Here is an 18,703-nt window from a genome sequence, read left to right as displayed (position 1 = left end):
TCGGCTACGTCACCGTGGGCGCAGGCAGAGCAACCGGTCGTCCGTCCCGATCAGCAGGCTCCCGACGGCTGTCAGGGCCAAGGCGTTCACCGTCGTACCGGGCCACAGGCGGCGTGTCTCGCCCTCATCGAGGAGGCGCAACTCCACCAGTCCGTCGGCCCAGGCGACCGCGAGGGCCAAGCCGCGGGGCGTGTGCGCCGTACTCAACGCCGTGACGGGACTGGTGCGTTCGGCCACCGGCGTGGGCTGCGGGTCGGTGGTCGGGGACCAGGCGCGGACCTGGCCGTCGGCCCCTGCGCTGTACAGCAGCGGCACCGCCTGCCCGTCGTCGCCGACCGGAAGGTCGAGCGCCGCCAGCGCGGTGACGGTGCCGGTGTGCAGAGCGGCCGAGCGCGCGGGCTCGTCCGGCTTGCCGGGTGTGAAGGTGTGGACGCTGCCGTCGTCCACGCCGACAGCCACGACACCGGGTGTGGCGCAGAGCGCCGTGCCGAGGGAGCGGGCGAGATGGGTCCGGAGGGTGTCGGTGAGCCGCTGCGCGGGTGTCGGCCCGTCGTCGAGCAGGGCCGCGAGGCCTGTGGGCCGCGACGCACCGGGCAGCATGGCCTCGTGCAGGTGGCCCTGGCCGTCGAGGGCCAGCACAGTTGAGTCCGCCAGGACGTAGAGCGCGGCGGGTCGGCCGGGTAGTTGGGGCAGGCGTCCGACGGGGGTGCCGTCGGTGGCGTCCACGGTCCGCAGCACACCTTGATGGTCGGCCAGGAGTGCCTGGCCGGCGGGCAGTCCCACCGTGGTCATCGCGAAGACCGGTCCGGGCCAGGGCGGGGCCATGTCCCCGCGCACCTTGGACCAGTCCAGCTGCCAGTAGGTGGGGGCCGCCAGCCGGGCGAGTTCGGGCCGTAGCCGCGGATCAGCGGCATCGCCCAGGGCGGTCAGCAGCACCAGCGCGCGCTCCGCGACCTCCTGGTCACGGCACAGCGACTGCCCGGCACGCAGCCACGCCGCACGCAGCCCCCCGTGCTCCTCTGGGTCGGCGTCGAAAGCGGCAGTGACCTCCCACGGGTCGGCCGCACACAGCGCGGCCGGGTCGGCCAACTCCACAACCGTGGCGGCCTGCTGCCGAGCCGGGGAAGCCATGGTCTCGGTGTGGGTCGCATCCCAGGACCGCCGGCGGGCCTCATCCGTCCACTGCGGCTCGTCCAGATCCATCACCGCCGCCCCGCTGTCGGCCAGTTGCACCTGGACTGCGGTCCCCGAGCGGGTCTCGACCACGAGGCGCACGTGCTCGTGGGCGTTCAGCGCGAGCACCAGTTCGGCGAGCGCACCTGGATCGTCAGCCGCGTGCAGGTCGGGCAGGACGACGGTGACCCGGCGGCGGTCGCCGGCCAGCCGTGCCAGGAACTCCTCCGGCCCCCGCGCCACCAGACCCAGCTGATCGGCGAGCATCCACACCGCACCGCGCACACTGAGGCCTCCGAGCGGCACGAAAGCATGCACCGCCCGCTCCCGTTCGGTGCCCGCACGGGTGCCATGCCGCACCAGCCAGGCCAGCAGCGCCGACTTCCCGCACCCCGCACCACCCGTGACCACACACAGGCCCGGCGCGGAGGAATCAGCCAGCCACGCCAGCAACGCGGCCCCGGCCGGTTCACGCCCGGCCGCAGGCCGGCCCCACCTGGTCACGCTCACCCGCCGCCCGCCTGCTCGGCCGCCCGCGTGATCAGTGCCTTGAGCCCCGCCTCGCGGGACTCGGCATCACTGCCGTAGTCGAAGGCGTGCGTGAACTCCGCCTGCGGGAACAGCCTTTGCATCCACACCGCGCAGTAGTGACCGGGCATCATGCACGCCTGCAACTCGCAGAACACCCGCCGCACCTGCCCCGGCGCCACTCCCCGGGCGGACAGCTCCCGCCAGACAAGCTCCTCCGGATGCGCACGCCCCGGCCCGGTCGCGTCCGTGACGATGTGCTTCTCCCCGGCGTGGTCGACGTACTCGAACGCCGCGGAGAAAGGAAAGTTGAGCGTGTGCCGCACGTCGTCCAGCACTCGCGGCCACCACCCCTCCCGCTCGCTGAAAGCCTCCGCGTCGACGCCACGCAACGCCTCGTTCAACTCCCGGAACGCAGCCGCCGCCTCGGTCAGACCGGACGAGGTCGCGATCACGGGCAGCACCCGGTCCAGCACCGCCAACGACCCGTTGAACGCCTCAAGATCCGAGCTGACGAACAAGTCCTCCTCGCCCCCCTCCAGCATGACCGCCTGCAGAGCGCCGTCAGGCCGTACGCACAGTTGAGCCAGCCCGTCATGCCCAACCCGCGGCCAGCCCTCGAACCCCGCCGCGGGGCGGGGAAGACCTGTATGAGCCGCGAAGGTACCGAGCTGGAGCGCGTCGCTCTCAGCGGCGGCGGTGAAATAAGGAGGGACTTGCAGCGGCACGCCCGTCTCCTCAAGACCCGCGCGCGCCGACTCAGGCAGCAGTACACCGGAGGCGGAACCGGTACGGAAGCGACGCATCCCCTCGACGCCGAACTGCGCTCCCACCGGATCACGAGACGACATCGACATCGAGCTACCTCACACACCAGACGACGGACGGTCTACGACCCTACTGAACTCAGGTGAAGCCGGGGTCGTTCACCGTTCGGACGAGGAGTGCGACGTCGAGTGGTGGGCCAAGCGACTCGCCCTACCCCCCGTCCCCCGGCGGCTCCAGCGGGAACGCGTCCGCGCCCAGTTCGTCCAGGACGTGGGGTGCCGGGCGAGGCGGGGTGGGCATCACTGCCGCCTCCGAGTGGCCGCCGCAGCCGTACGCCAGTGAGACCACCCGGCCGTCCGCCGGTGAGAACTCGTTCGCGCAGACGCCGAACGCCTGCCGCAGCGAGCCCGCCAGCGGGAGCAGAAAGCCGCAGGAGACACAGGGTGCCGGTGCCGCCTGGGCCATGGGGGTCTTCGCGCCGAAGGACTCGTCCCAGCGGTCGGCCGCGATGTGGAGTCCGTACCGGGACAGCACTCTGGCCCGGCGCATGCCCAGTTCCTCGGCGACCGAGGCGATGGTGCCGCGTGCGGTGACGGGTGTGCCCGAGGTGTCGCCGTCGCGGTCCGTCTCCGCGCTGACTTCGATGTCTTCCGCCTCGACCAGCTCGGCCAGGGCCTGCGGGGTGACGGCGTCCGGGATCGCGGAGTTCGGCGGGGGCGTGTCCTCGCCGGTGTAGCCGGGCTCCAGGCGCAGGTCCTGCGCCTCGGTCGGCAGCAGATCGCCGGGGCCCATGTCACCGGGGCGCAGCCGGTCGCTCCACGGCACCCATTCGGGGGGCTGGAGGGAGTCGGGGCCGGGCAGCAGCACCGTTTCGTCAAGGGTCACGAGCTTGGAGCGGGACGCGCGGGCGACGGTCACCGCCCACCGCCAGCCGCGGTAGCCCATCTCCTTGCATTCGAAGAGATGCGTGACGACGCGGTCACCCTCGGACAGCGCCGCCACATGCTCGCCGACGACACCGGGCGAGGCAGCCTCCTCGGCTGCTGACCTCGCGAGGTCTACCGCCTCGGCGCACAGGCGGTCGGGGGTTCGGCTTCGAGTCGTCGCAGCACTCACAGGTCTCGCTTCTCTCCTACGCCGTTTCACGGGTGCGCCGGCCGATTCACGATGTACGGGCCGAGGGCGGAGCGGACCAGAGGGCCGCATCGACGTCCACGCCCGACTTCTCTCGGGCACACCTACCGTCAACCATTCTGCGGGATGACGAAGAGGCGCGCGGCCGAGAACAACCGCCGGTGGCGCGCTACGCACGCTACCCCCTCCACCGCCCGCCGCCCACCGGCGCGTCCCTTTTCCCCGCGTTCGGGCAGCCCGGAGGCGGTGCGGGCACGGCGGAAAGCCCCGGAACCGGCGGTGTGCCCCGGCCCCCGGACACGCCGTGAAATCTCGGCAAAGTAATGAGAAGAACAGCCGAACTCCGCGCGTCAGCGACGTCGCGAGCGTTCCGCCGCCCGTTGTGGGGGCACTATGACGGGGTGGCAGCCGTCAGGTCGTCCGAGGGGTCCGGGCCGTTCCGCAGAGCGGGCCGGTCGATGGGGCGTGCCCTGCACCTGCCGTTCACCGGCGCCGCGAAGGGCATCCGCAAGGCCACGCACGCGCACGGCGCGGGCGAGTCGGGCCTCGGCAGGCTGATCGAACTGCACGCCGTGAACGGCGCGGGCGATGTCATGATCACCGTCGCCCTCGCGTCGACGGTCTTCTTCTCCGTACCGACCGACGAGGCTCGTGGCCGCGTCGCGCTCTACCTCGCCGTCACCATGGCCCCCTTCACGCTCCTCGCCCCGGTGATCGGCCCGCTCCTCGACCGCGTCCCGCACGGCCGCCGCGCCGCGATGGCCGGCGCGATGCTGACCAGGGCGCTGCTCGCGCTGACCATGTCGGGCGCGGTCGCGACGGGGGGTCTTGAGCTGTATCCGGCCGCGCTGGGCGTGCTCGTCGCGTCGAAGGCGTACGGCGTGGTCCGCAGCGCCGTCGTACCGCGTCTGCTGCCACCGAAGTTCCCCCTGGTCCGGGCCAATTCCCGAGTGACGCTCGCGGGGCTGCTCGCGACGGGTGCGGCGGCCCCGATCGGGGCCGGCCTCCATCAGATCGGGCCGCAGTGGCCGCTGTACGGGGCGTTCGTCATCTTCGTCGCGGGCACCTTCCTGGCGTTCACGATGCCGCCGAAGGTGGACTCCGCGAAGGGCGAGCGCAGGGTGCAGATCGTGGCGCGCGCGGGCAAGAAGCGGCCGAGTCTGCGTTCGGTCAGCCCGTCCGTCTTCAACGGCCTCCAGGCGAACGCGGCGCACCGGGCGCTCTCCGGGTTCCTGATCTTCTTCCTGGCGTTCCTGCTGCGGCAGCATCCGCTGGCGGGGCAGAGTGCCGCCGTCTCGCTGGCCATCGTGGGTGTCTCCGCCGGTACGGGCAACGCGGTCGGTACGGCGGTGGGCGCCTGGCTCAAGGCCCGCGCGCCCGAGGTGATCATCGTGACCGTGCTGGCGCTCGCGCTCGCGGCGGCGATCCTCGCGGCGGTGTTCTTCAGCGGCCTGATGATCGCGGTGCTCTGTACGGTGGCCGGTTTCTCGCAGGCGCTGTCGAAGCTGTCGCTGGACGCGTGTATGCAGCGGGACGTCCCGGAGGAGGTGCGGACGTCCGCCTTCGCGCGCTCCGAGACGCTGCTCCAGATGTCGTGGGTGGTGGGCGGCGCGATCGGTATCGCCCTGCCGCTCAACGGCGTGCTCGGTATGGCGGTGGCGGCCGGTCTGGTGGCGACCGGGGCGGTGTTCTCCTGGCGGGGGCTGCTCGGCGCGGCCCGGCACGGCACGCCGCACCCGCGCGTCGCCTGAACCCGGCCGGGCGATAGCCTTCGGCCCATGACCGTTGCGTTTATCTCTGCCAGGGCCCGCCGGACCGGTGTCGCGCTCGGCGCCATGTCCGCGGGCCTGCTCGCCCTTTCGGCCTGCGACAAGCCGACGCCGATCGCGACGTTGACGGTCGGTACGGACTCCGTGCACTCGGAGGCGACCTGCTACAACGACGGCGATTCGCTGGGCGGGAACGCGGCGCTCAAGAAGTGCCTCAACGACACGGACGGGAGGAAGACGATCACGGTCTCCCCCGACGCCAGCATCCACTTCGGCGTGGACCCGGAGATCGCGCGCAACGGCTGGACCTTCTACATCGAGGGTCAGCGGGCCGAGCCGGAGCCGGACAAGAACACCTACCGCACCTTCCCGGCCAGTTCGTTCTTCTCCTCGCGGACCGGTGAGCCGATCAAGACGGTGAATCTGAGCATCGTCGAGACGAGCGAGAAGAAGCGGGCCGTCGTCGGGGTCTGGAACTTCGAGCTGAAGAACAAGTCGCTGACCTGATCCCGACCGGGTTCCTATCCGGTTCCGACCTGATCCTGCTCTTTCGTAGGAGGGGCGCTCGTGCGCGTACTGGTGGTGACGGCCGTGGCGGCCGAGGCCGACGCGGTCTCGGGCGGGCCGGGCGCGGACGTGCCGGCGGCCACCGACGTGCTGGCGGCCGGGGTCGGTCCCGCCGCCGCGGCGGCCGGTACGGCGACGGCGCTGGCCCTCGCCTCCGCGCCGTACGACCTGGTCGTCTCCGCCGGTATCGGCGGCGGTTTCCAGCCGCTCGCGCCCCTCGGCTCCCTGGTGGTGGCGGACGCGATCGTCGCCGCCGACCTGGGCGCCGAGACGCCCGAAGGGTTCCTCCCGGTGGACGAGCTGGGCTTCGGCCGCACCGTCCACCACCCGCCCCCCGGGTTCGCCGCCCGGATCGCGGGCCTTCTGGACGCCGTCCACGCACCGGTGCTGACCGTCTCCACCGTGACCGGATCGGCGGCGCGTGCCGCCGAACTGACCGCTCGTCACCCGCGCGCCGCCGCCGAGGCCATGGAGGGATTCGGCGTCGCGGAGGCCGCGGCGGCGCACGCCGTACCCGTGATCGAGATCCGCGCGGTCTCCAACGCGGTCGGCCCGCGCGACCGTTCGGCCTGGCGTATCGGTCCGGCGCTGGACGCGCTGCGGTACGCCTTCCAGCAACTCAGCCCCGTCTTCGAGGAGTCGCCATGGCAGACACCATGAGGCACGCCGCCACGCCGCCCCTGCGGATCGCGTACTCGCCCTGCCCCAACGACACGTTCGTCTTCGACGCCTGGGCGCACGGCCGGGTGCCCGGCGCGCCCCAACTGGACGTGACGTTCGCGGACATCGACATCACCAACGGCATGGCGGAGCGCGGCGAGCTGGACGTACTGAAGGTGTCGTACGCCGTCCTGCCGTGGGTGCTCGACGAGTACACGCTGCTGCCGTGCGGCGGCGCGCTCGGCCGCGGCAACGGTCCGCTGGTCCTGACGCGCGAGCCGGCCGCCGACCTGACCGGCGGGACCGTCGCCGTACCGTCCGAACGGTCCACCGCCTACCTGCTGTTCAGGCTGTGGGCGGCGGAGGTCCTGCCCGGCGGGGTGGGCCGGATCGTGGTCATGCCGTTCCACGAGATCATGCCCGCGGTGCGCGACGGCAAGGTCGACGCGGGGCTCGTCATCCACGAGGCGCGCTTCACGTACCAGGAGTACGGGCTGCACCGGCTCGCCGACATGGGCGAGCACTGGGAGTCCACGACGGGCCTGCCGATCCCGCTCGGCGCGATCATCGCCAAGCGCAACCTGGGCGCGGACACGCTCCGGACGCTGGCGGACTCGGCGCGTACGTCGGTCCGCATGGCGTGGGACGACCCGGAGGCCTCGCGCCCGTACGTCCGCGCCCACGCGCAGGAGATGGACCCGGCGGTGGCGGACCAGCACATCGGCCTGTACGTCAACGAGTTCACCGCCGACCTGGGGCCGGAAGGCTACGCGGCGGTCCGCGGCCTTCTCACCCGTGCGTCGGCGGAGGGCCTGGTCCCACCCCTGGCCCCGGACGCGCTCTCGTTCGGCTGACGGGACCTCGGTCCTAGGACCCGGGTGTGCCGGCCTGGTCCGAGCGGCCGATACGCGACCGCCGGCCCCCGTCCTAGCGTCACACCCATGACCAACGACGTGAACACGAGCGGTGTCCTGGAAGAGGCGCTGGGGCGGCTGCACGCCTCCGGTCCCGAGATCTACGAGTGGCGCCTGACCAACCACGCCCCCATGGTGGTCGAGGCGCTCGCCACGCATGGGCAGTCGGCGGCCGTGCACCGGTGGCTGGACGCCTACCAGGTCCGGCTCGACGACTTCCCCACGCGCGTGTCCCCCGTGACCGACGCCAACTGGCGTGAGGCGCTGGGCGATACGCGCCGGGGAGCGGACTGGATCGGCTACTTCCTGCGGGCGATCGAGGAACGGCCCTGGCGTGACGTGCTCGCCGAGTGGTGGCCCCGGCTGCTGCCGGGAATGTACGGCGGGGCCACCCACCCGGTGATCCGGGTGGGCCATGCCGTACGCGTCATCACGGAGAGCGGCGAGAACGGTCCGCGCCTCACCGAACTCGCCCACGGACTCGGCTACTGGGCCGCCCGGCACCACACGGTCCGCGGCGTCACCCCGCTCGCAGGCGCCCCGGACGCCGACGCCGCGCTGGAGGCCGTACCACCCATCGGCGACCTCCGGGGCGGCTTCAGGGACCGGCTCCCCCGCGTCGACCGGCTGCCGGTCTGGTCGGCGGACGTGACCGACCCGGACGAGGCGCGGCGCCGGCTGACGGACCTGGTGCGCGCGGCGACGCACCGCTACGCCACCCACGGCCACGGCGACGAGACGATGCTGGTCCACGCGGCGACGGCACCGAACGCCGTGCTGCGTACGCTCCCCGCCCTGCCGCGCGCCCTGTGGGTCCCGAGCCTGCACGCGGCGTGGACGGCCTCGGCGGCGGTGACGTCGATGTACGCCCCGGCGGAGCCGGTCCCGTACACGCCGGTCACCGGCACCACCGCCGAGGAGGTCCTGGAACGCGCCCTTGCCCACGGCGACGAACACGTCATCAAGTTCGCGGACACCGCCGTGGACACGGGCGACGAACAGGCACTGACCGCGGCACTGCGCGCTGTGGACCTGAGCGAGCCGCTGCGCTACTGAGGCAGGTGGGGGCACCGGGTTCAGACGTCGAGTTGGTCCGCCACCGCGCGGAGCAGGCCCGCGATGCTCGCGCCCTGGGCCTTGTCCGGATAGCGGCCCCGTTCCAGCGTGGGGGTGATGCTCTCCAGAAGCGTCGTCAGGTCCTGGACGATCGACGCCAGTTCGTCGGGCTTACGGCGCTGGGCCGCCGCGACCGAGGGGGCCGGGTCGAGAACGGTGACCGAGAGGGCCTGGTCACCGCGCTGGCCCGCGACGACGCCGAACTCGACGCGCTGGCCCGGCTTCAGTGCGTCGACTCCGGCAGGGAGGACCGATGAGTGGACGAAGACGTCTCCGCCGTCGTCACGGGAGAGAAAGCCGAAGCCCTTCTCACGGTTGAACCACTTGACCTGGCCGGTAGGCACGTCTGTCCTCGTCCTCATATGTGTTGGGGGCGCTGGCGCGCACAAAACGGCTCTTGATAGCACTACAGCGGGTCGGACGACCCGCCAATCCCCAAGGCTAATGGTCCAGGGGCTGGTGACAAGACGTCGCCGGTTGGTTCCTGTCCGCAGGGAACTACCCTGGTGGAGTGACTGCTACTCATTCCTCACCGACGGCCGGACCGCCGACCGGACCCGCGGCCGGACCCACAGCCGCGCCCCCGGCTGCCGGCGATCGGCTCGTACGGATCGGCGCGATCGTTTTCATCGTCGGCGCGGTCGCCACACTGGTCACAGTGGCCCCACTGCTTCTCGGGACGGACCCGTTCCCGACGGTCGCGTATCTGCTCTCCATGCTGATGGGCGTCGGTTTCCTGCTCGCCGGCGCCGGGCTGCTCCGGTCGATCGCCGCGCAGCGCCGTCAGGCCCGGTCGGGCGCGGCGGGCGCGGCGGGCGGCTCCGCCACGTAGGACCGCAGCCACTCGGGGAACGCCAGCAGGTCCGGCAGTACCACCTCCGCGCCCGCCGCCCGCAGTTCGTCCTCACCGCAGGGGCCGGTCGGCACCGCGACCGAGAGCGCGCCCGCCGTACGGGCGCCGCGCACATCGCCGGTGTGATCGCCCACGTACACGCTCGCGCCGTACTCGCGCAGCGCCTCCGCCTTCGCCTCCGCCCACAGCCAGCCGATCACCGCGTCCGGCTCGACGCCGAGGTGCGCGAGATGCAGCTTGGCGTTCGGCTCGTGCTTCGCCGTCACCACGATCGCCCGCCCGCCGAGCGCCTGGACGGCGGCGACGGCCTCGCGGGCGCCGGCCATCAGCAGCGTCGGCGCGATGGCGTGTGTGGGATAGATCTCCCTGTACCGGTCCCCCATCGCCGCGACGCGGTCCGCCGGGAACCAGTGCGCCAGCTCCTCGTCGAGCGGTGGACCGAGCCTGGTCACGGCCAGATCGGCGTCGATCGCGACACCGGTCTCGGCCGCGAGCGCGAGGTACGCGGCGTGGATGCCGGGCCGGGAGTCGATGAGTGTCATGTCGAGGTCGAACCCGACGGTCAGCGGCTGGGCGGGAGAGGCCGACGGAAGCGAAGTCATATCAACATTGTGCCTAGGAGCTGTCCTGGGACCCTCCGCCGGTCGGTGGCTTGATCTCGGCGCATAGACTTAGCCAAGCCTTACCAAGCCTTGCCGGGCTCACCGCCTTGCCGGGCTCACCGAGCCTCACCCCGCCTCCGTACCCCCGATTGGTCCCGATGCCAGCCGCCGCCGCCCCGACGACGACCCACCGCACCGGACGCGCCCTCGTCGCCCGCCGCGTCGGCTGGACGGCCGCCGCTGCCGTGGCCCTGCTGTTCGCGGTCCTGCTCAGCCTCGCGGTCGGCGCCCGCGCCGTCGCGCCGAGCGCCGTGTTCGACGCCCTGTTCAGCGGGGGTCACGGCGACGACGCCGAGGTCGTACGGCAGTTGCGGGTGCCCCGTACCGTCATCGGCCTGATGGTCGGCGCCGCGCTCGCACTCGCCGGTACGGTCCTCCAGGGCATCACCCGCAACCCCATCGCCGACCCCGGCATCCTCGGCATCAGCCAGGGCGCGGCTGTCGGCGTCGTCATGGCCATCGCGTTCGCCGGGGTGCACACGCTGACCGGGTATGTCTGGTTCGCGTTCGCCGGCGCCGCCGTCGCGTCGGTCGCGGTGTACGCCATCGCCACCCGTGGCAGAGGCGGCGCGACCCCGGTCAAACTCGCCCTCGGCGGCGCGGCGATCAACGCGCTGCTGGTCTCCGTCACGATGGGCATCCTGACGACGCGGGCCGCCGCCCTGGACGAGTTCCGCTTCTGGCAGGTGGGGTCGGTCGCTGGCCGGGACGCCGAACTGGTCGGCCAGGTCTGGCCGTTCCTCGCCGTCGGGACGGTGCTGGTGGTGAGCGTGGCCCGCGGGCTCGACGCGCTCGCGCTCGGCGAGGACGTCGCGAAGGGCCTCGGCCAGAACGTCGGAGCCGTACGCGTCGTGGGCGGCGTCGGCGCGACCGTACTCGTCGGTGTCGGGGTCGCCGCGGCCGGCCCGATCGCGTTCATCGGCCTCGCCGTCCCGCACATCGCGCGCGCGATCGTCGGGACGGACCACCGCTGGCTGATGCCGATGGCCGCGCTCGTCGGGCCGGTGATGCTGCTCGTCGCCGATGTGCTCGGCCGCGTCCTGTTCCCGCCGGGCGAGGTGCCGGCGGGGGTGATGACGGCGCTGCTGGGTGTGCCGTTCCTGGTCGTTCTCGTACGCAGGAAGGCGGTACCGGCATGAGCGCGACGGCTGTTGACCGGAAGGTCGTCGAGGCGCGCGCCGGCGTGCGGCCCGCCGGATACTCCCTCGTACGCACCCGGTTCGGCGCCCGGCGCGTGTCGTTCCTCGTGCACCGGCGCGCGGCCGTCGTCGCCGCCGCCCTCGTGCTGCTGCTCTGCCTCAGCTGCGTCGCCTACCTCAGTGTCGGCGAGAGCTTCGTCGCCCCCGCCGAGGTCCTGAAGGTGATCCTCGGACAGCCGTCGCCGGACGAACTCGTCGTCGGTACGCTGCGGCTGCCGCGCATGGTGGTCGGTCTCCTCGTCGGCGCCGCGTTCGGCGTCTCGGGTGCGCTGATCCAGGCCGTCGCCCGCAACCCGCTCGCCAGCCCCGACATCATCGGCGTCACGCAGGGCGCGAGCGCGCTGACGGTCTTCGCGATGACGTACGGCGTCACGTCGTTCACCGTCCTGCCGTATCTCTCGGTCACGGGCGGCATGCTGGCGGCGGCGCTGGTGTACGTCTTCGCCTGGCGCGGCGGACTGCACGCCACCCGCTTCGTGCTCATCGGCATCGGTTTCGCGATCGCGCTGCGCTCGCTCACCACACTCTTCATGACGAAGGGCGACTATCTCGTCGCCCAGCAGGCCCAGGTGTGGATGACCGGCTCGCTCAACGGGCGTGGCTGGGACGAGGCGGCGCCGCTCGGCTGGCTGCTGCTGATCCTGCTGCCGGCCGTCGCGTGGGCGGCGTACGCCCAGCGCACGGTGTCGATGGACGACGGTTCGGCCACCGCGCTCGGCGTACGCCTCGGGCACGTGCGCCTCGGGCTCGTGCTGCTGGGCGTGGTGCTCGCCTCCGTCGCTACCGGCACGGCCGGTCCGGTGGACTTCGTGGCGCTGCTGGCACCGCAGATCGCGCGGCGGATGACGCGTACGGCGCAGATACCGCTGCTCTGCTCCGCGCTGCTCGGCGCGGTGATCGTGGTGCTGGCCGACCTCTTCGCGCGCAAGCTGTTCGCGCCCACCGAACTGCCCGTGGGGGTGCTCACGGCCGCGATCGGGGCGCCGTATCTGATCTGGCTGATCATCCGCAGCCGTACCGCAGGAGCTGGAAAATGAGCAAGCGCACGGTCAGTCTGAAAAGCAGGCTCAGGGCACACGAGCTGACGCTCGCCTACGACGACCGCACGGTCGTCCACGATCTCGAACTGGCCGTCCCCGACGGGCGGGTGAGCGTGATCGTCGGCCCCAACGCCTGCGGCAAGTCGACCACGCTACGCGCGCTCGGACGGCTGCTGAAGCCCAGGAGCGGTTCGGTGCTGCTGGACGGCGAGGAGCTGGCGAGGATACCGACGCGGAAGATCGCGCAGTCGATCGGTCTGCTGCCGCAGTCGCCGTCGGCGCCGGAGGCGATCACCGTCGCCGATCTGGTCTCGCGCGGGCGCCAGCCGCACCAGCGCTGGTGGCAGCAGTGGTCGGAGGAGGACGAGCGGGCCGTCACGGAGGCGATGGCGCGTACGGACGTGACCGAGCTGGCCGAGCGGCCGGTCGACGAGCTGTCGGGCGGGCAGCGGCAGCGCGTATGGATCGCGATGGCTCTGGCGCAGGAGACGGATCTGCTGCTGCTGGACGAGCCGACGACGTTCCTGGACATCGCGCACCAGGTGGAGGTCCTGGACCTGGTGCGCCGGCTCAACCACGACCAGGGGCGCACGGTGGTGATCGTGCTGCACGACCTCAACCAGGCGGCGCGGTACGCCGATCACCTGGTGGCCATGAAGGAGGGCCGCGTCGTCGCCGAGGGCCACCCGGCCGAGGTGGTCACGGCGGAGCTGGTACGGGAGGTGTTCGGCCTCGAATCGGTGGTGGTACCGGACCCGGTGACGGGGTCGCCGCTGGTGGTACCGGGGGCGCCGTACCGGCCACGGGACGGGGCGGACGCGGCGTAGCGGCGGTTCACGGGAGTTCGCGGGAGTTCGCGGGAGTTCGTACCGGGGCGCACAACGTACGTACGCGAACGCCCCGGTACGAACCCCCGCCGTACTAACACCCCGCCTCAACGCCGGCGCGAGCGCCACACCAGGAACAGCGCCGAGCTGACCGCCGCCACCCGCACCACCACCGGCCACGTCTCCGCGATCGCGTCACCCATCGCGTCGTCCGCGATGACCTCGCCCCAGCGCTCCGTCGTACGGCCCCAGAGCCAGACCCCGCCCCCGACGACGGCCACGATCGGCAGCCCGAAGACCGCCAGCTTCGCCTCGAAGCGCGACAGTCGGCGTGAGGCGTACGCGAGGAGCCAGCCGCCCGCGAGCGCCAGCAAGGAGCCGAGGACCGCGCCGAGGACAAGGAGGGCGGCGGCCAGCAGCAGGAAGGGATTGGTGAGTTGGAGTCCGGGGCGGGCGGCGGCGTCGGGGGCGGATTTCGCACCACGGCGTCGGAGCCGTGGCAGCGCTCGGCGCTTTTCGGGCGTCGTCTCCTCGGCATCCTCCTCGTCGCCCGTGTCCTCCTTCTCGGCGGCTTCCTCCGGCTTGGGCGGCGGCTTCAGTATTTCGGGGATCTCGACACCACCGACGAACCCGGAGACATCGGTCGCCGCCCCCATCGGGCCGGGGTCGACGCGCCACCAGTCCGGTTCGTCGCCGGACGAGCCGAGTCCCTGCGTACCGGCCAGATGGGGCGGGGCCGCGGTGGGTTCGGCGGCGGGGGGCCCGGGTACGGATCTGCGCTTCTGCTTCGGCAGCGAGGGTCCGTCCGACTGCCGCGCCTCGCGGGGTCGCCCCAGCCCGAGACCGAGCCCGAGACCACCCCGCTTGCCGCGCTGCTTCGGGAGAGCGGGTTGCGGCGGTGACGGCGGCCCGGCCACCGGCTCCGGGCGCACCGGGCCGCCCGCGCCACCGCCCGACGATCCGACCGGGCCGCCACCCGCGTACTCCCCCGTCGCCGCACCCACCACCTGGTCCGGCGAACCGAGCCGCCCCAGGATGCGGCGCACGGCGGCGGGGCTGTCGCCGCCGAACTTCCCGCGCTGCTTGTCGATCTCGCTCCGCAGCTCGGAGACGAGTCTCATCCGCTCACCGGAGGGCAACTGCCGTTGCTGGGCCACGTCTCCGACCCGGCTCAGATAGTCGTAGACGAGCTGGTCGCTCTCGATCCCCACACTGCCCTCCGCACTTGCGCGCCGTACCTGCGGCCGATGGTGTCGCGCCCGTACGCCTACGTCCAGTACGACATACGACCACGCTCACGCGCGGGGCGGCGGCGGCCACGGCACGTCCGCCACGAGAGGAAGGATCACCTCCTCCTCGTAGGCGAGATGCGCGTGCAGCTCCGTCGTCATCGCCGCCAACTCCGCGCGGAAGCGCCGCGGTTCGGCGACGCCGATGCCGGCCAGCAGCGCCACCAGACTCTCCTGGATCCGCGCGACCGTGCGGTGTTCGGCGCCCAGCCGGTCGAACACGTCGGTCAGGTGCGGGTGATACACGGCGATGCCGGGGAACAGGTGCCCGTCCTCGCTGGTGTGGTGGAACTCCAGAGCCTGGCAGAACTCCAGGCAGCGCTGCCGGATCTGGAACCCGAGACCGGGCTCCGGCGGCTCGCCGGGACCCTCGTGGGCCGCGAGCGCCACGAGGTGCGCGTCGACGTCCGCCGTCACCAGCCTGAGCTGGGCGCGCAGTTGGTCGTGCACTTCAAGGATCTTGTCGGCGAGGGTCCGGACCTCGCGGGGACTGACGGAGTCGTTGAACGATGTGGGCATGCGTGTCTGATTCTCCGGAAGGTGAGAGCAGCCGATCCCGGCTGCGAAAGAAATGAGGCGACGGCGGTGGCGGTGCGCTCGTAGGCGCTCGCTCGTTACGTCACGTCGTCACGTACGGATCGCGGAGTACGTACTCATCGGCGGATCCCTCGAATGAAGGGCGCTCGCCCGGTCACCGGCCCGCCCACTGCTCTTCGGCCGGCGCCACGCGGCACCACCCCCATTACATGCAGCCGTCCAACACCTGTCAACAAACCGGGGACGCCTTGGGCCCCCGACCGCCGACACCCCGGCCATCCGCCCCGCAGGAGCTAACGTGTGGCGGATGGGAATCAGCTAGCCGCCCTGGAGGCGCACGTGTCCGAACGATCCGGCGGAACGCCCCCGCGTACGCTCGCGGAGGCCCTGCGCACCCGCGACGACGACGCGCTGGCCGCCCTGCTGCGCGCACGTCCCGACCTGCTGAGCCCCGTACCGAACGACCTCGGCCAGCTCGCCACCCGTGCCGGTACCCGTGCCTCCGTCATGCGGGCGCTGGAGCGGCTCGACCGCTTCACGCTCCAGACCGCCGAGGCGCTGGCGGCCTCGACCGACCCCGCGCCGTACGAGTCCGTCCGCGCGCTGATGACCGGTGACGAGCGCGACCCGCGCGTCGAGGCGGCCCTGCCGCGCGCCGTCGCCGCGCTGCGCGAGCAGGCGCTGCTCTGGGGCGCCGACGACCGGCTGCGGCTGGTCCGTACGGCCCGCGAGATCCTTGCCCCGTCCCCGAACCGCCCCTCCCCGACCGGGCTCGGCCCGACCGTCGCCGAGGCCACGGCGGGGATGTCACCGGGCCGGATCCAGGAGATCATCACCACCGCCGGGCTGCCGTCCACGCACGACCCGGTCTCGGCGGTGACCGCCCTGACCGCGCTGTTCACCGACCGCACGCGCATGGCGGCGCTCCTCGACACCGCCCCGCCCGACGCGCTGGCTGTTCTCGACCGGCTGGTGTGGGGGCCGCCGTACGGCGAGATCACCTCGAAGCCCGCGCCGCCCGTGCAGTGGCTGCGCGACCACGGGCTGCTGCTGCCGACCTCGACGCGCACCGTCGTGCTGCCGCGCGAGGCCGCGCTGCACCTGCGGGGCGGGCGCGCGCACCGGCACACCGAGCCGGAGCCGCCGGAGATCCTGCCGCACCCCTCCGCGTCGTTGACGCCCGCGAGCCGTCCACAGGTTGTGGACAGCGCGGCGGCGGCGCAGGCGTACACCGCGCTGGAGATGATCGAGGAGCTGGCCAAGGAGTGGAACGAGGGCGGCCCGAACGTCCTGCGGGCCGGCGGCCTCTCCGTACGCGACCTGAAGCGCACCGCCATCGCGCTGGACGTGACCGAGCCCGTGGCCGCCTTCTGGGTCGAACTCGCCTACGCGGCAGGGCTGTTGGCGGCGGACGGCGAGGCGGATGAGCGCTACGCGCCGACGCCCGCCTACGACCAGTGGCCGGAGCTGCCCGCGGCCGAGCGCTGGGCCCTCCTGGCCACGGCCTGGCTGGAGGCGACCCGCACCTCGGGCCTGGTCGGCGGCCAGGACAGCAAGGGCCGTACGCTCGCCGCGCTCGGCCCGGACCTGGACCGGGGCGGCGCGCCGGAGGTACGGCGCCATGTCCTCGACCTGCTCGCGAGCCTCCCGGAGGGCACCGCCCCCGACCCGGAGAGCGTGCTCGCCCGGCTGCGCTGGGAGCGCCCGCTGCGCGGCGCGGTCGCGGGCCGGCCGGAGGACCTGCGGGCGCGCATCGCCGCGTGGACGCTGAACGAGGCGGAGCTGCTGGGCGTGACCGGCCGCGGCGCGCTGTCGTCGCACGGCCGTGCGCTGATCGCCGCGGAGCCGTCGGCCGGCGGGGCGACGGGTACGTTCCCGAAGCCGAACACCGGCACGGCCATCGGCGCGGCTGCCGCCGCCACCCTCGCGCCGCACCTCCCCGAACCGCTCGACCATGTGCTCCTCCAGGCCGACCTCACGGCCGTCGCCCCCGGACCGCTGCTGCGTCCGCTCGCCGAGACACTGTCCGTGATCGCGGACATCGAGTCGCGGGGCGGCGCGACGGTCTACCGCTTCACGCCCGCGTCCGTACGCCGGGCGCTCGACGCCGGGCAGTCGGCGTCCGACCTGCACGCGTTCCTCGCGGCACACAGCCGTACGCCGGTGCCGCAGCCGCTCAGCTATCTCATCGACGACATGGCGCGGCGGCACGGGCATCTGCGGATCGGCTCCGCGTCGGCGTACGTACGGTGCGACGACGAGGCCGTCCTGGACGAGATCATGGCCGACCGGCGCTCCCACGGCCTGCGCCTGCGCCGCCTCGCGCCCACCGTCCTGTCGGCCCAGGCCGACCCCACGACGCTGCTGGACGGGCTGCGCACGATGGGCCTCGCGCCGGCCGCCGAGTCCGCCGAAGGCGACGTCCTGATCACCCGCGCCCACGCGCACCGCACCCCGCCCCGTACGCCACCGGCCCCCGTCCCCGACGGCCCGCCGGTGCCCGCGCCGACGCTGCTCGGCGCGGCGGTACGGGCGATCCGGGCCGGGGACCAGGCGGCGACCGCCGTACGCAAGACGCTCCCCGAACCGGCCCCGGCGACGACGAGCGGCGACATGCCCCGCACGACATCGGCCGAAACGCTGGCCACGGTGCAGGCGGCGGCGCTGACGGGTTCGGCGCTCTGGATCGGTTACGTCAACGCGGAGGGCGCGGCGAGCCAGCGCGTGATCGCGCCGGTACGGGTGGAGGGCGGCTTCGTGACGGCGTACGACCACACGGCGGACGAGGTCCGCACGTACCCGCTGCACCGCATCACGGGAGTGTCGGAACTGGCGGACGACCCGGCGTAGGGCACCGCCTACTTCTTGGGAGCGGCTTTCTTCTTCGGAGCGCCCGCTTTCTTGGCAGCGGCTTTCTTGGCAACGGTCTTCTTGGCAACCGCCTTCTTGCCAACGGTCTTCTTGGCAGCGGCCTTCTTGGCAGCTGGCTTCTTGGCAGCTGGCTTCTTCGCAACCGCCTTCTTCGCCGCCACGGGCTCGCGCTTCACCACGTCCCCCTCCCGCCCCTCCGGCGAACGGAACCCCAGCGTGTGAAACCGGTGACTCAACCGGCGCCCCAGCAGCAGGTACGCGAGCAACGCACCGCTCGTATTCATGATCACGTCGTCCACGTCGAAGGCCCGCCCCTCGACGATCGCCCCCTGCGCCAGCTCCACCATGGTCATCATGACCAACGTCAACGCGACAACCCGCACCATCCGGAACCTGCGCGGCACCAACACCGGCAGCAACAGCCCGAACGGCGCGCCCATCAGCACATTGCCGCCGATCTGCTTGCACGCCGCGAGGAACGTGTAGTCCTCGGCGTACTGCCGCAACGAGCGCCCCGGCTGCAGATTGGCCCCGGCGATCTCCGACGAGGCGGGCGACGGCGTGAGCGTCAACTCCGCGAGTACGGCGGCGAACCCGACGAGCAGAACGAGCACGACGGCAAGGATGACCACCCGCAACACGGCTCCACCCCACGAGGTACTCCAGGCCGAGGCCGCGTTCCCCGCCCCATCCACCGCGCGGGCCGTCGCCCGCCCACCGTTCCGTTCCGTTCCAACGGTCATACGCCGCGTTTGCCCCCGACGGGACCACGTACGCAGCCGAGTCGGGCCGGTTG

The 18,703-nt window shown here is 72.6% G+C and carries 17 protein-coding genes and 1 pseudogene; 10 read left to right on the top strand and 8 right to left on the bottom strand.

Features of this window, described 5'->3' with window-relative positions; translation table 11 throughout:
- Nucleotides 1-9 precede the first annotated feature (9 nt).
- From ACIBLA_RS22285 to ACIBLA_RS22275, 3 genes are all read right to left on the bottom strand, one after another.
- A complete protein-coding gene (locus ACIBLA_RS22285) occupies nt 10-1,683 on the bottom strand; it encodes a hypothetical protein (protein ID WP_399199566.1) in 1,674 nt (557 codons plus the stop codon).
- Nucleotides 1,680-2,558 carry a nucleic acid/nucleotide deaminase domain-containing protein gene (locus tag ACIBLA_RS22280; protein WP_399199565.1) on the bottom strand — a complete coding sequence of 293 codons (879 nt, stop codon included), beginning with the start codon at nt 2,556-2,558 and terminating at the stop codon, nt 1,680-1,682. The genes ACIBLA_RS22285 and ACIBLA_RS22280 overlap by 4 nt, the downstream gene beginning before the upstream one ends.
- Nucleotides 2,559-2,679: 121 nt before the next feature.
- On the bottom strand, nt 2,680-3,585 hold the full coding sequence (locus ACIBLA_RS22275) for a DUF3027 domain-containing protein (protein WP_399199564.1): 906 nt from the start codon (nt 3,583-3,585) through the stop codon (nt 2,680-2,682).
- Nucleotides 3,586-4,004: 419 nt separating this feature from the next.
- Between ACIBLA_RS22275 and ACIBLA_RS22270 the strand changes: the two genes are divergently transcribed.
- The 5 genes from ACIBLA_RS22270 to ACIBLA_RS22250 all read left to right on the top strand — a co-directional run bounded on the left by ACIBLA_RS22270 (nt 4,005) and on the right by ACIBLA_RS22250 (nt 8,569).
- Nucleotides 4,005-5,354, top strand: coding sequence for an MFS transporter (locus ACIBLA_RS22270; RefSeq protein ID WP_363242705.1), 1,350 nt, complete (start codon nt 4,005-4,007; stop codon nt 5,352-5,354).
- 27 nt (nt 5,355-5,381) lie between these two features.
- Entirely contained in the window at nt 5,382-5,879 is a 498-nt protein-coding gene (locus tag ACIBLA_RS22265) for a DUF2771 domain-containing protein (protein ID WP_363242704.1), read from the top strand.
- A gap of 60 nt (nt 5,880-5,939) precedes the next feature.
- On the top strand, nt 5,940-6,599 hold the full coding sequence (locus tag ACIBLA_RS22260; RefSeq protein WP_399199562.1) for a futalosine hydrolase: 660 nt from the start codon (nt 5,940-5,942) through the stop codon (nt 6,597-6,599).
- Nucleotides 6,584-7,453, top strand: a complete 870-nt coding sequence (locus tag ACIBLA_RS22255) for a 1,4-dihydroxy-6-naphthoate synthase (RefSeq protein WP_399199561.1) — start codon at nt 6,584-6,586, stop codon at nt 7,451-7,453. Before ACIBLA_RS22260 ends, ACIBLA_RS22255 begins: the two co-directional genes overlap by 16 nt.
- Before the next feature lie 87 nt (nt 7,454-7,540).
- A complete protein-coding gene (locus ACIBLA_RS22250) occupies nt 7,541-8,569 on the top strand; it encodes a questin oxidase family protein (RefSeq protein ID WP_399199560.1) in 1,029 nt (342 codons plus the stop codon).
- A 20-nt stretch (nt 8,570-8,589) separates the two neighbouring features.
- On the opposite strand, the gene ACIBLA_RS22245 is transcribed toward ACIBLA_RS22250, so the two are convergent.
- The gene (locus ACIBLA_RS22245) at nt 8,590-8,973 is read right to left on the bottom strand and encodes a cold-shock protein (RefSeq protein ID WP_363242700.1); all 384 of its coding nucleotides are present in this window, start codon (nt 8,971-8,973) and stop codon (nt 8,590-8,592) included.
- A gap of 266 nt (nt 8,974-9,239) precedes the next feature.
- On the opposite strand from ACIBLA_RS22245, the gene ACIBLA_RS22240 reads away from it, so the two are divergent.
- Nucleotides 9,240-9,461 carry a hypothetical protein gene (locus ACIBLA_RS22240; RefSeq protein WP_363242807.1) on the top strand — a complete coding sequence of 74 codons (222 nt, stop codon included), beginning with the start codon at nt 9,240-9,242 and terminating at the stop codon, nt 9,459-9,461.
- Here ACIBLA_RS22240 and ACIBLA_RS22235 read toward each other — a convergent pair.
- A complete protein-coding gene (locus tag ACIBLA_RS22235; protein ID WP_363242699.1) occupies nt 9,413-10,084 on the bottom strand; it encodes an HAD hydrolase-like protein in 672 nt (223 codons plus the stop codon). The genes ACIBLA_RS22240 and ACIBLA_RS22235 overlap by 49 nt on opposite strands.
- A gap of 158 nt (nt 10,085-10,242) precedes the next feature.
- On the opposite strand from ACIBLA_RS22235, the gene ACIBLA_RS22230 reads away from it, so the two are divergent.
- The 3 genes from ACIBLA_RS22230 to ACIBLA_RS22220 are packed head-to-tail and all read left to right on the top strand — an operon-like array spanning nt 10,243 to nt 13,210.
- Nucleotides 10,243-11,283 (top strand): iron ABC transporter permease, encoded by a 1,041-nt coding sequence (locus ACIBLA_RS22230; RefSeq protein ID WP_363242698.1) that lies wholly within the window; start codon nt 10,243-10,245, stop codon nt 11,281-11,283.
- Nucleotides 11,280-12,380, top strand: a complete 1,101-nt coding sequence (locus ACIBLA_RS22225) for an iron ABC transporter permease (protein ID WP_363242697.1) — start codon at nt 11,280-11,282, stop codon at nt 12,378-12,380. The genes ACIBLA_RS22230 and ACIBLA_RS22225 overlap by 4 nt, the downstream gene beginning before the upstream one ends.
- Nucleotides 12,377-13,210, top strand: coding sequence for an ABC transporter ATP-binding protein (locus ACIBLA_RS22220; RefSeq protein ID WP_399199559.1), 834 nt, complete (start codon nt 12,377-12,379; stop codon nt 13,208-13,210). The genes ACIBLA_RS22225 and ACIBLA_RS22220 overlap by 4 nt, the downstream gene beginning before the upstream one ends.
- 107 nt (nt 13,211-13,317) lie before the next feature.
- On the opposite strand, the gene ACIBLA_RS22215 is transcribed toward ACIBLA_RS22220, so the two are convergent.
- Complete coding sequence (locus ACIBLA_RS22215; protein ID WP_399199558.1) at nt 13,318-14,421, bottom strand: hypothetical protein; 1,104 nt, start codon at nt 14,419-14,421, stop codon at nt 13,318-13,320.
- An 84-nt stretch (nt 14,422-14,505) separates the two neighbouring features.
- Nucleotides 14,506-14,988, bottom strand: a pseudogene (locus ACIBLA_RS22210) (hemerythrin domain-containing protein); the annotation flags it as partial.
- A 387-nt stretch (nt 14,989-15,375) separates the two neighbouring features.
- On the opposite strand from ACIBLA_RS22210, the gene ACIBLA_RS22205 reads away from it, so the two are divergent.
- Nucleotides 15,376-17,886: a helicase C-terminal domain-containing protein gene (locus ACIBLA_RS22205; protein ID WP_363242694.1), complete on the top strand. Its 2,511-nt coding sequence runs from the start codon at nt 15,376-15,378 to the stop codon at nt 17,884-17,886.
- A gap of 8 nt (nt 17,887-17,894) precedes the next feature.
- Here the strand turns inward: ACIBLA_RS22205 and ACIBLA_RS22200 are convergent, their stop codons facing one another.
- Nucleotides 17,895-18,650, bottom strand: coding sequence for a VanZ family protein (locus ACIBLA_RS22200; RefSeq protein WP_399199557.1), 756 nt, complete (start codon nt 18,648-18,650; stop codon nt 17,895-17,897).
- Between the last annotated feature and the right edge of the window lie 53 nt (nt 18,651-18,703).

This window comes from Streptomyces sp. NPDC050433 (assembly GCF_044458565.1).
GTDB lineage: Bacteria > Actinomycetota > Actinomycetes > Streptomycetales > Streptomycetaceae > Streptomyces.
The sequence above is the reverse complement of the archived record's forward strand: the minus strand, read 5'-3'. Positions and strand labels throughout refer to the sequence as shown.

Excerpts from the sequence above, each read along its gene's own strand:
- ACIBLA_RS22235 (WP_363242699.1), bottom strand. The coding sequence starts at position 10,084 with ATGACTTCGCTTCCGTCGGCCTCTCCCGCCCAGCCGCTGACCGTCGGG.
- ACIBLA_RS22250 (WP_399199560.1), top strand. The coding sequence starts at position 7,541 with ATGACCAACGACGTGAACACGAGCGGTGTCCTGGAAGAGGCGCTGGGG.
- ACIBLA_RS22280 (WP_399199565.1), bottom strand. The coding sequence starts at position 2,558 with ATGTCGATGTCGTCTCGTGATCCGGTGGGAGCGCAGTTCGGCGTCGAG.
- ACIBLA_RS22220 (WP_399199559.1), top strand. The coding sequence starts at position 12,377 with ATGAGCAAGCGCACGGTCAGTCTGAAAAGCAGGCTCAGGGCACACGAG.
- ACIBLA_RS22225 (WP_363242697.1), top strand. The coding sequence starts at position 11,280 with ATGAGCGCGACGGCTGTTGACCGGAAGGTCGTCGAGGCGCGCGCCGGC.
- ACIBLA_RS22230 (WP_363242698.1), top strand. The coding sequence starts at position 10,243 with ATGCCAGCCGCCGCCGCCCCGACGACGACCCACCGCACCGGACGCGCC.
- ACIBLA_RS22265 (WP_363242704.1), top strand. The coding sequence starts at position 5,382 with ATGACCGTTGCGTTTATCTCTGCCAGGGCCCGCCGGACCGGTGTCGCG.
- ACIBLA_RS22200 (WP_399199557.1), bottom strand. The coding sequence starts at position 18,650 with ATGACCGTTGGAACGGAACGGAACGGTGGGCGGGCGACGGCCCGCGCG.
- ACIBLA_RS22255 (WP_399199561.1), top strand. The coding sequence starts at position 6,584 with ATGGCAGACACCATGAGGCACGCCGCCACGCCGCCCCTGCGGATCGCG.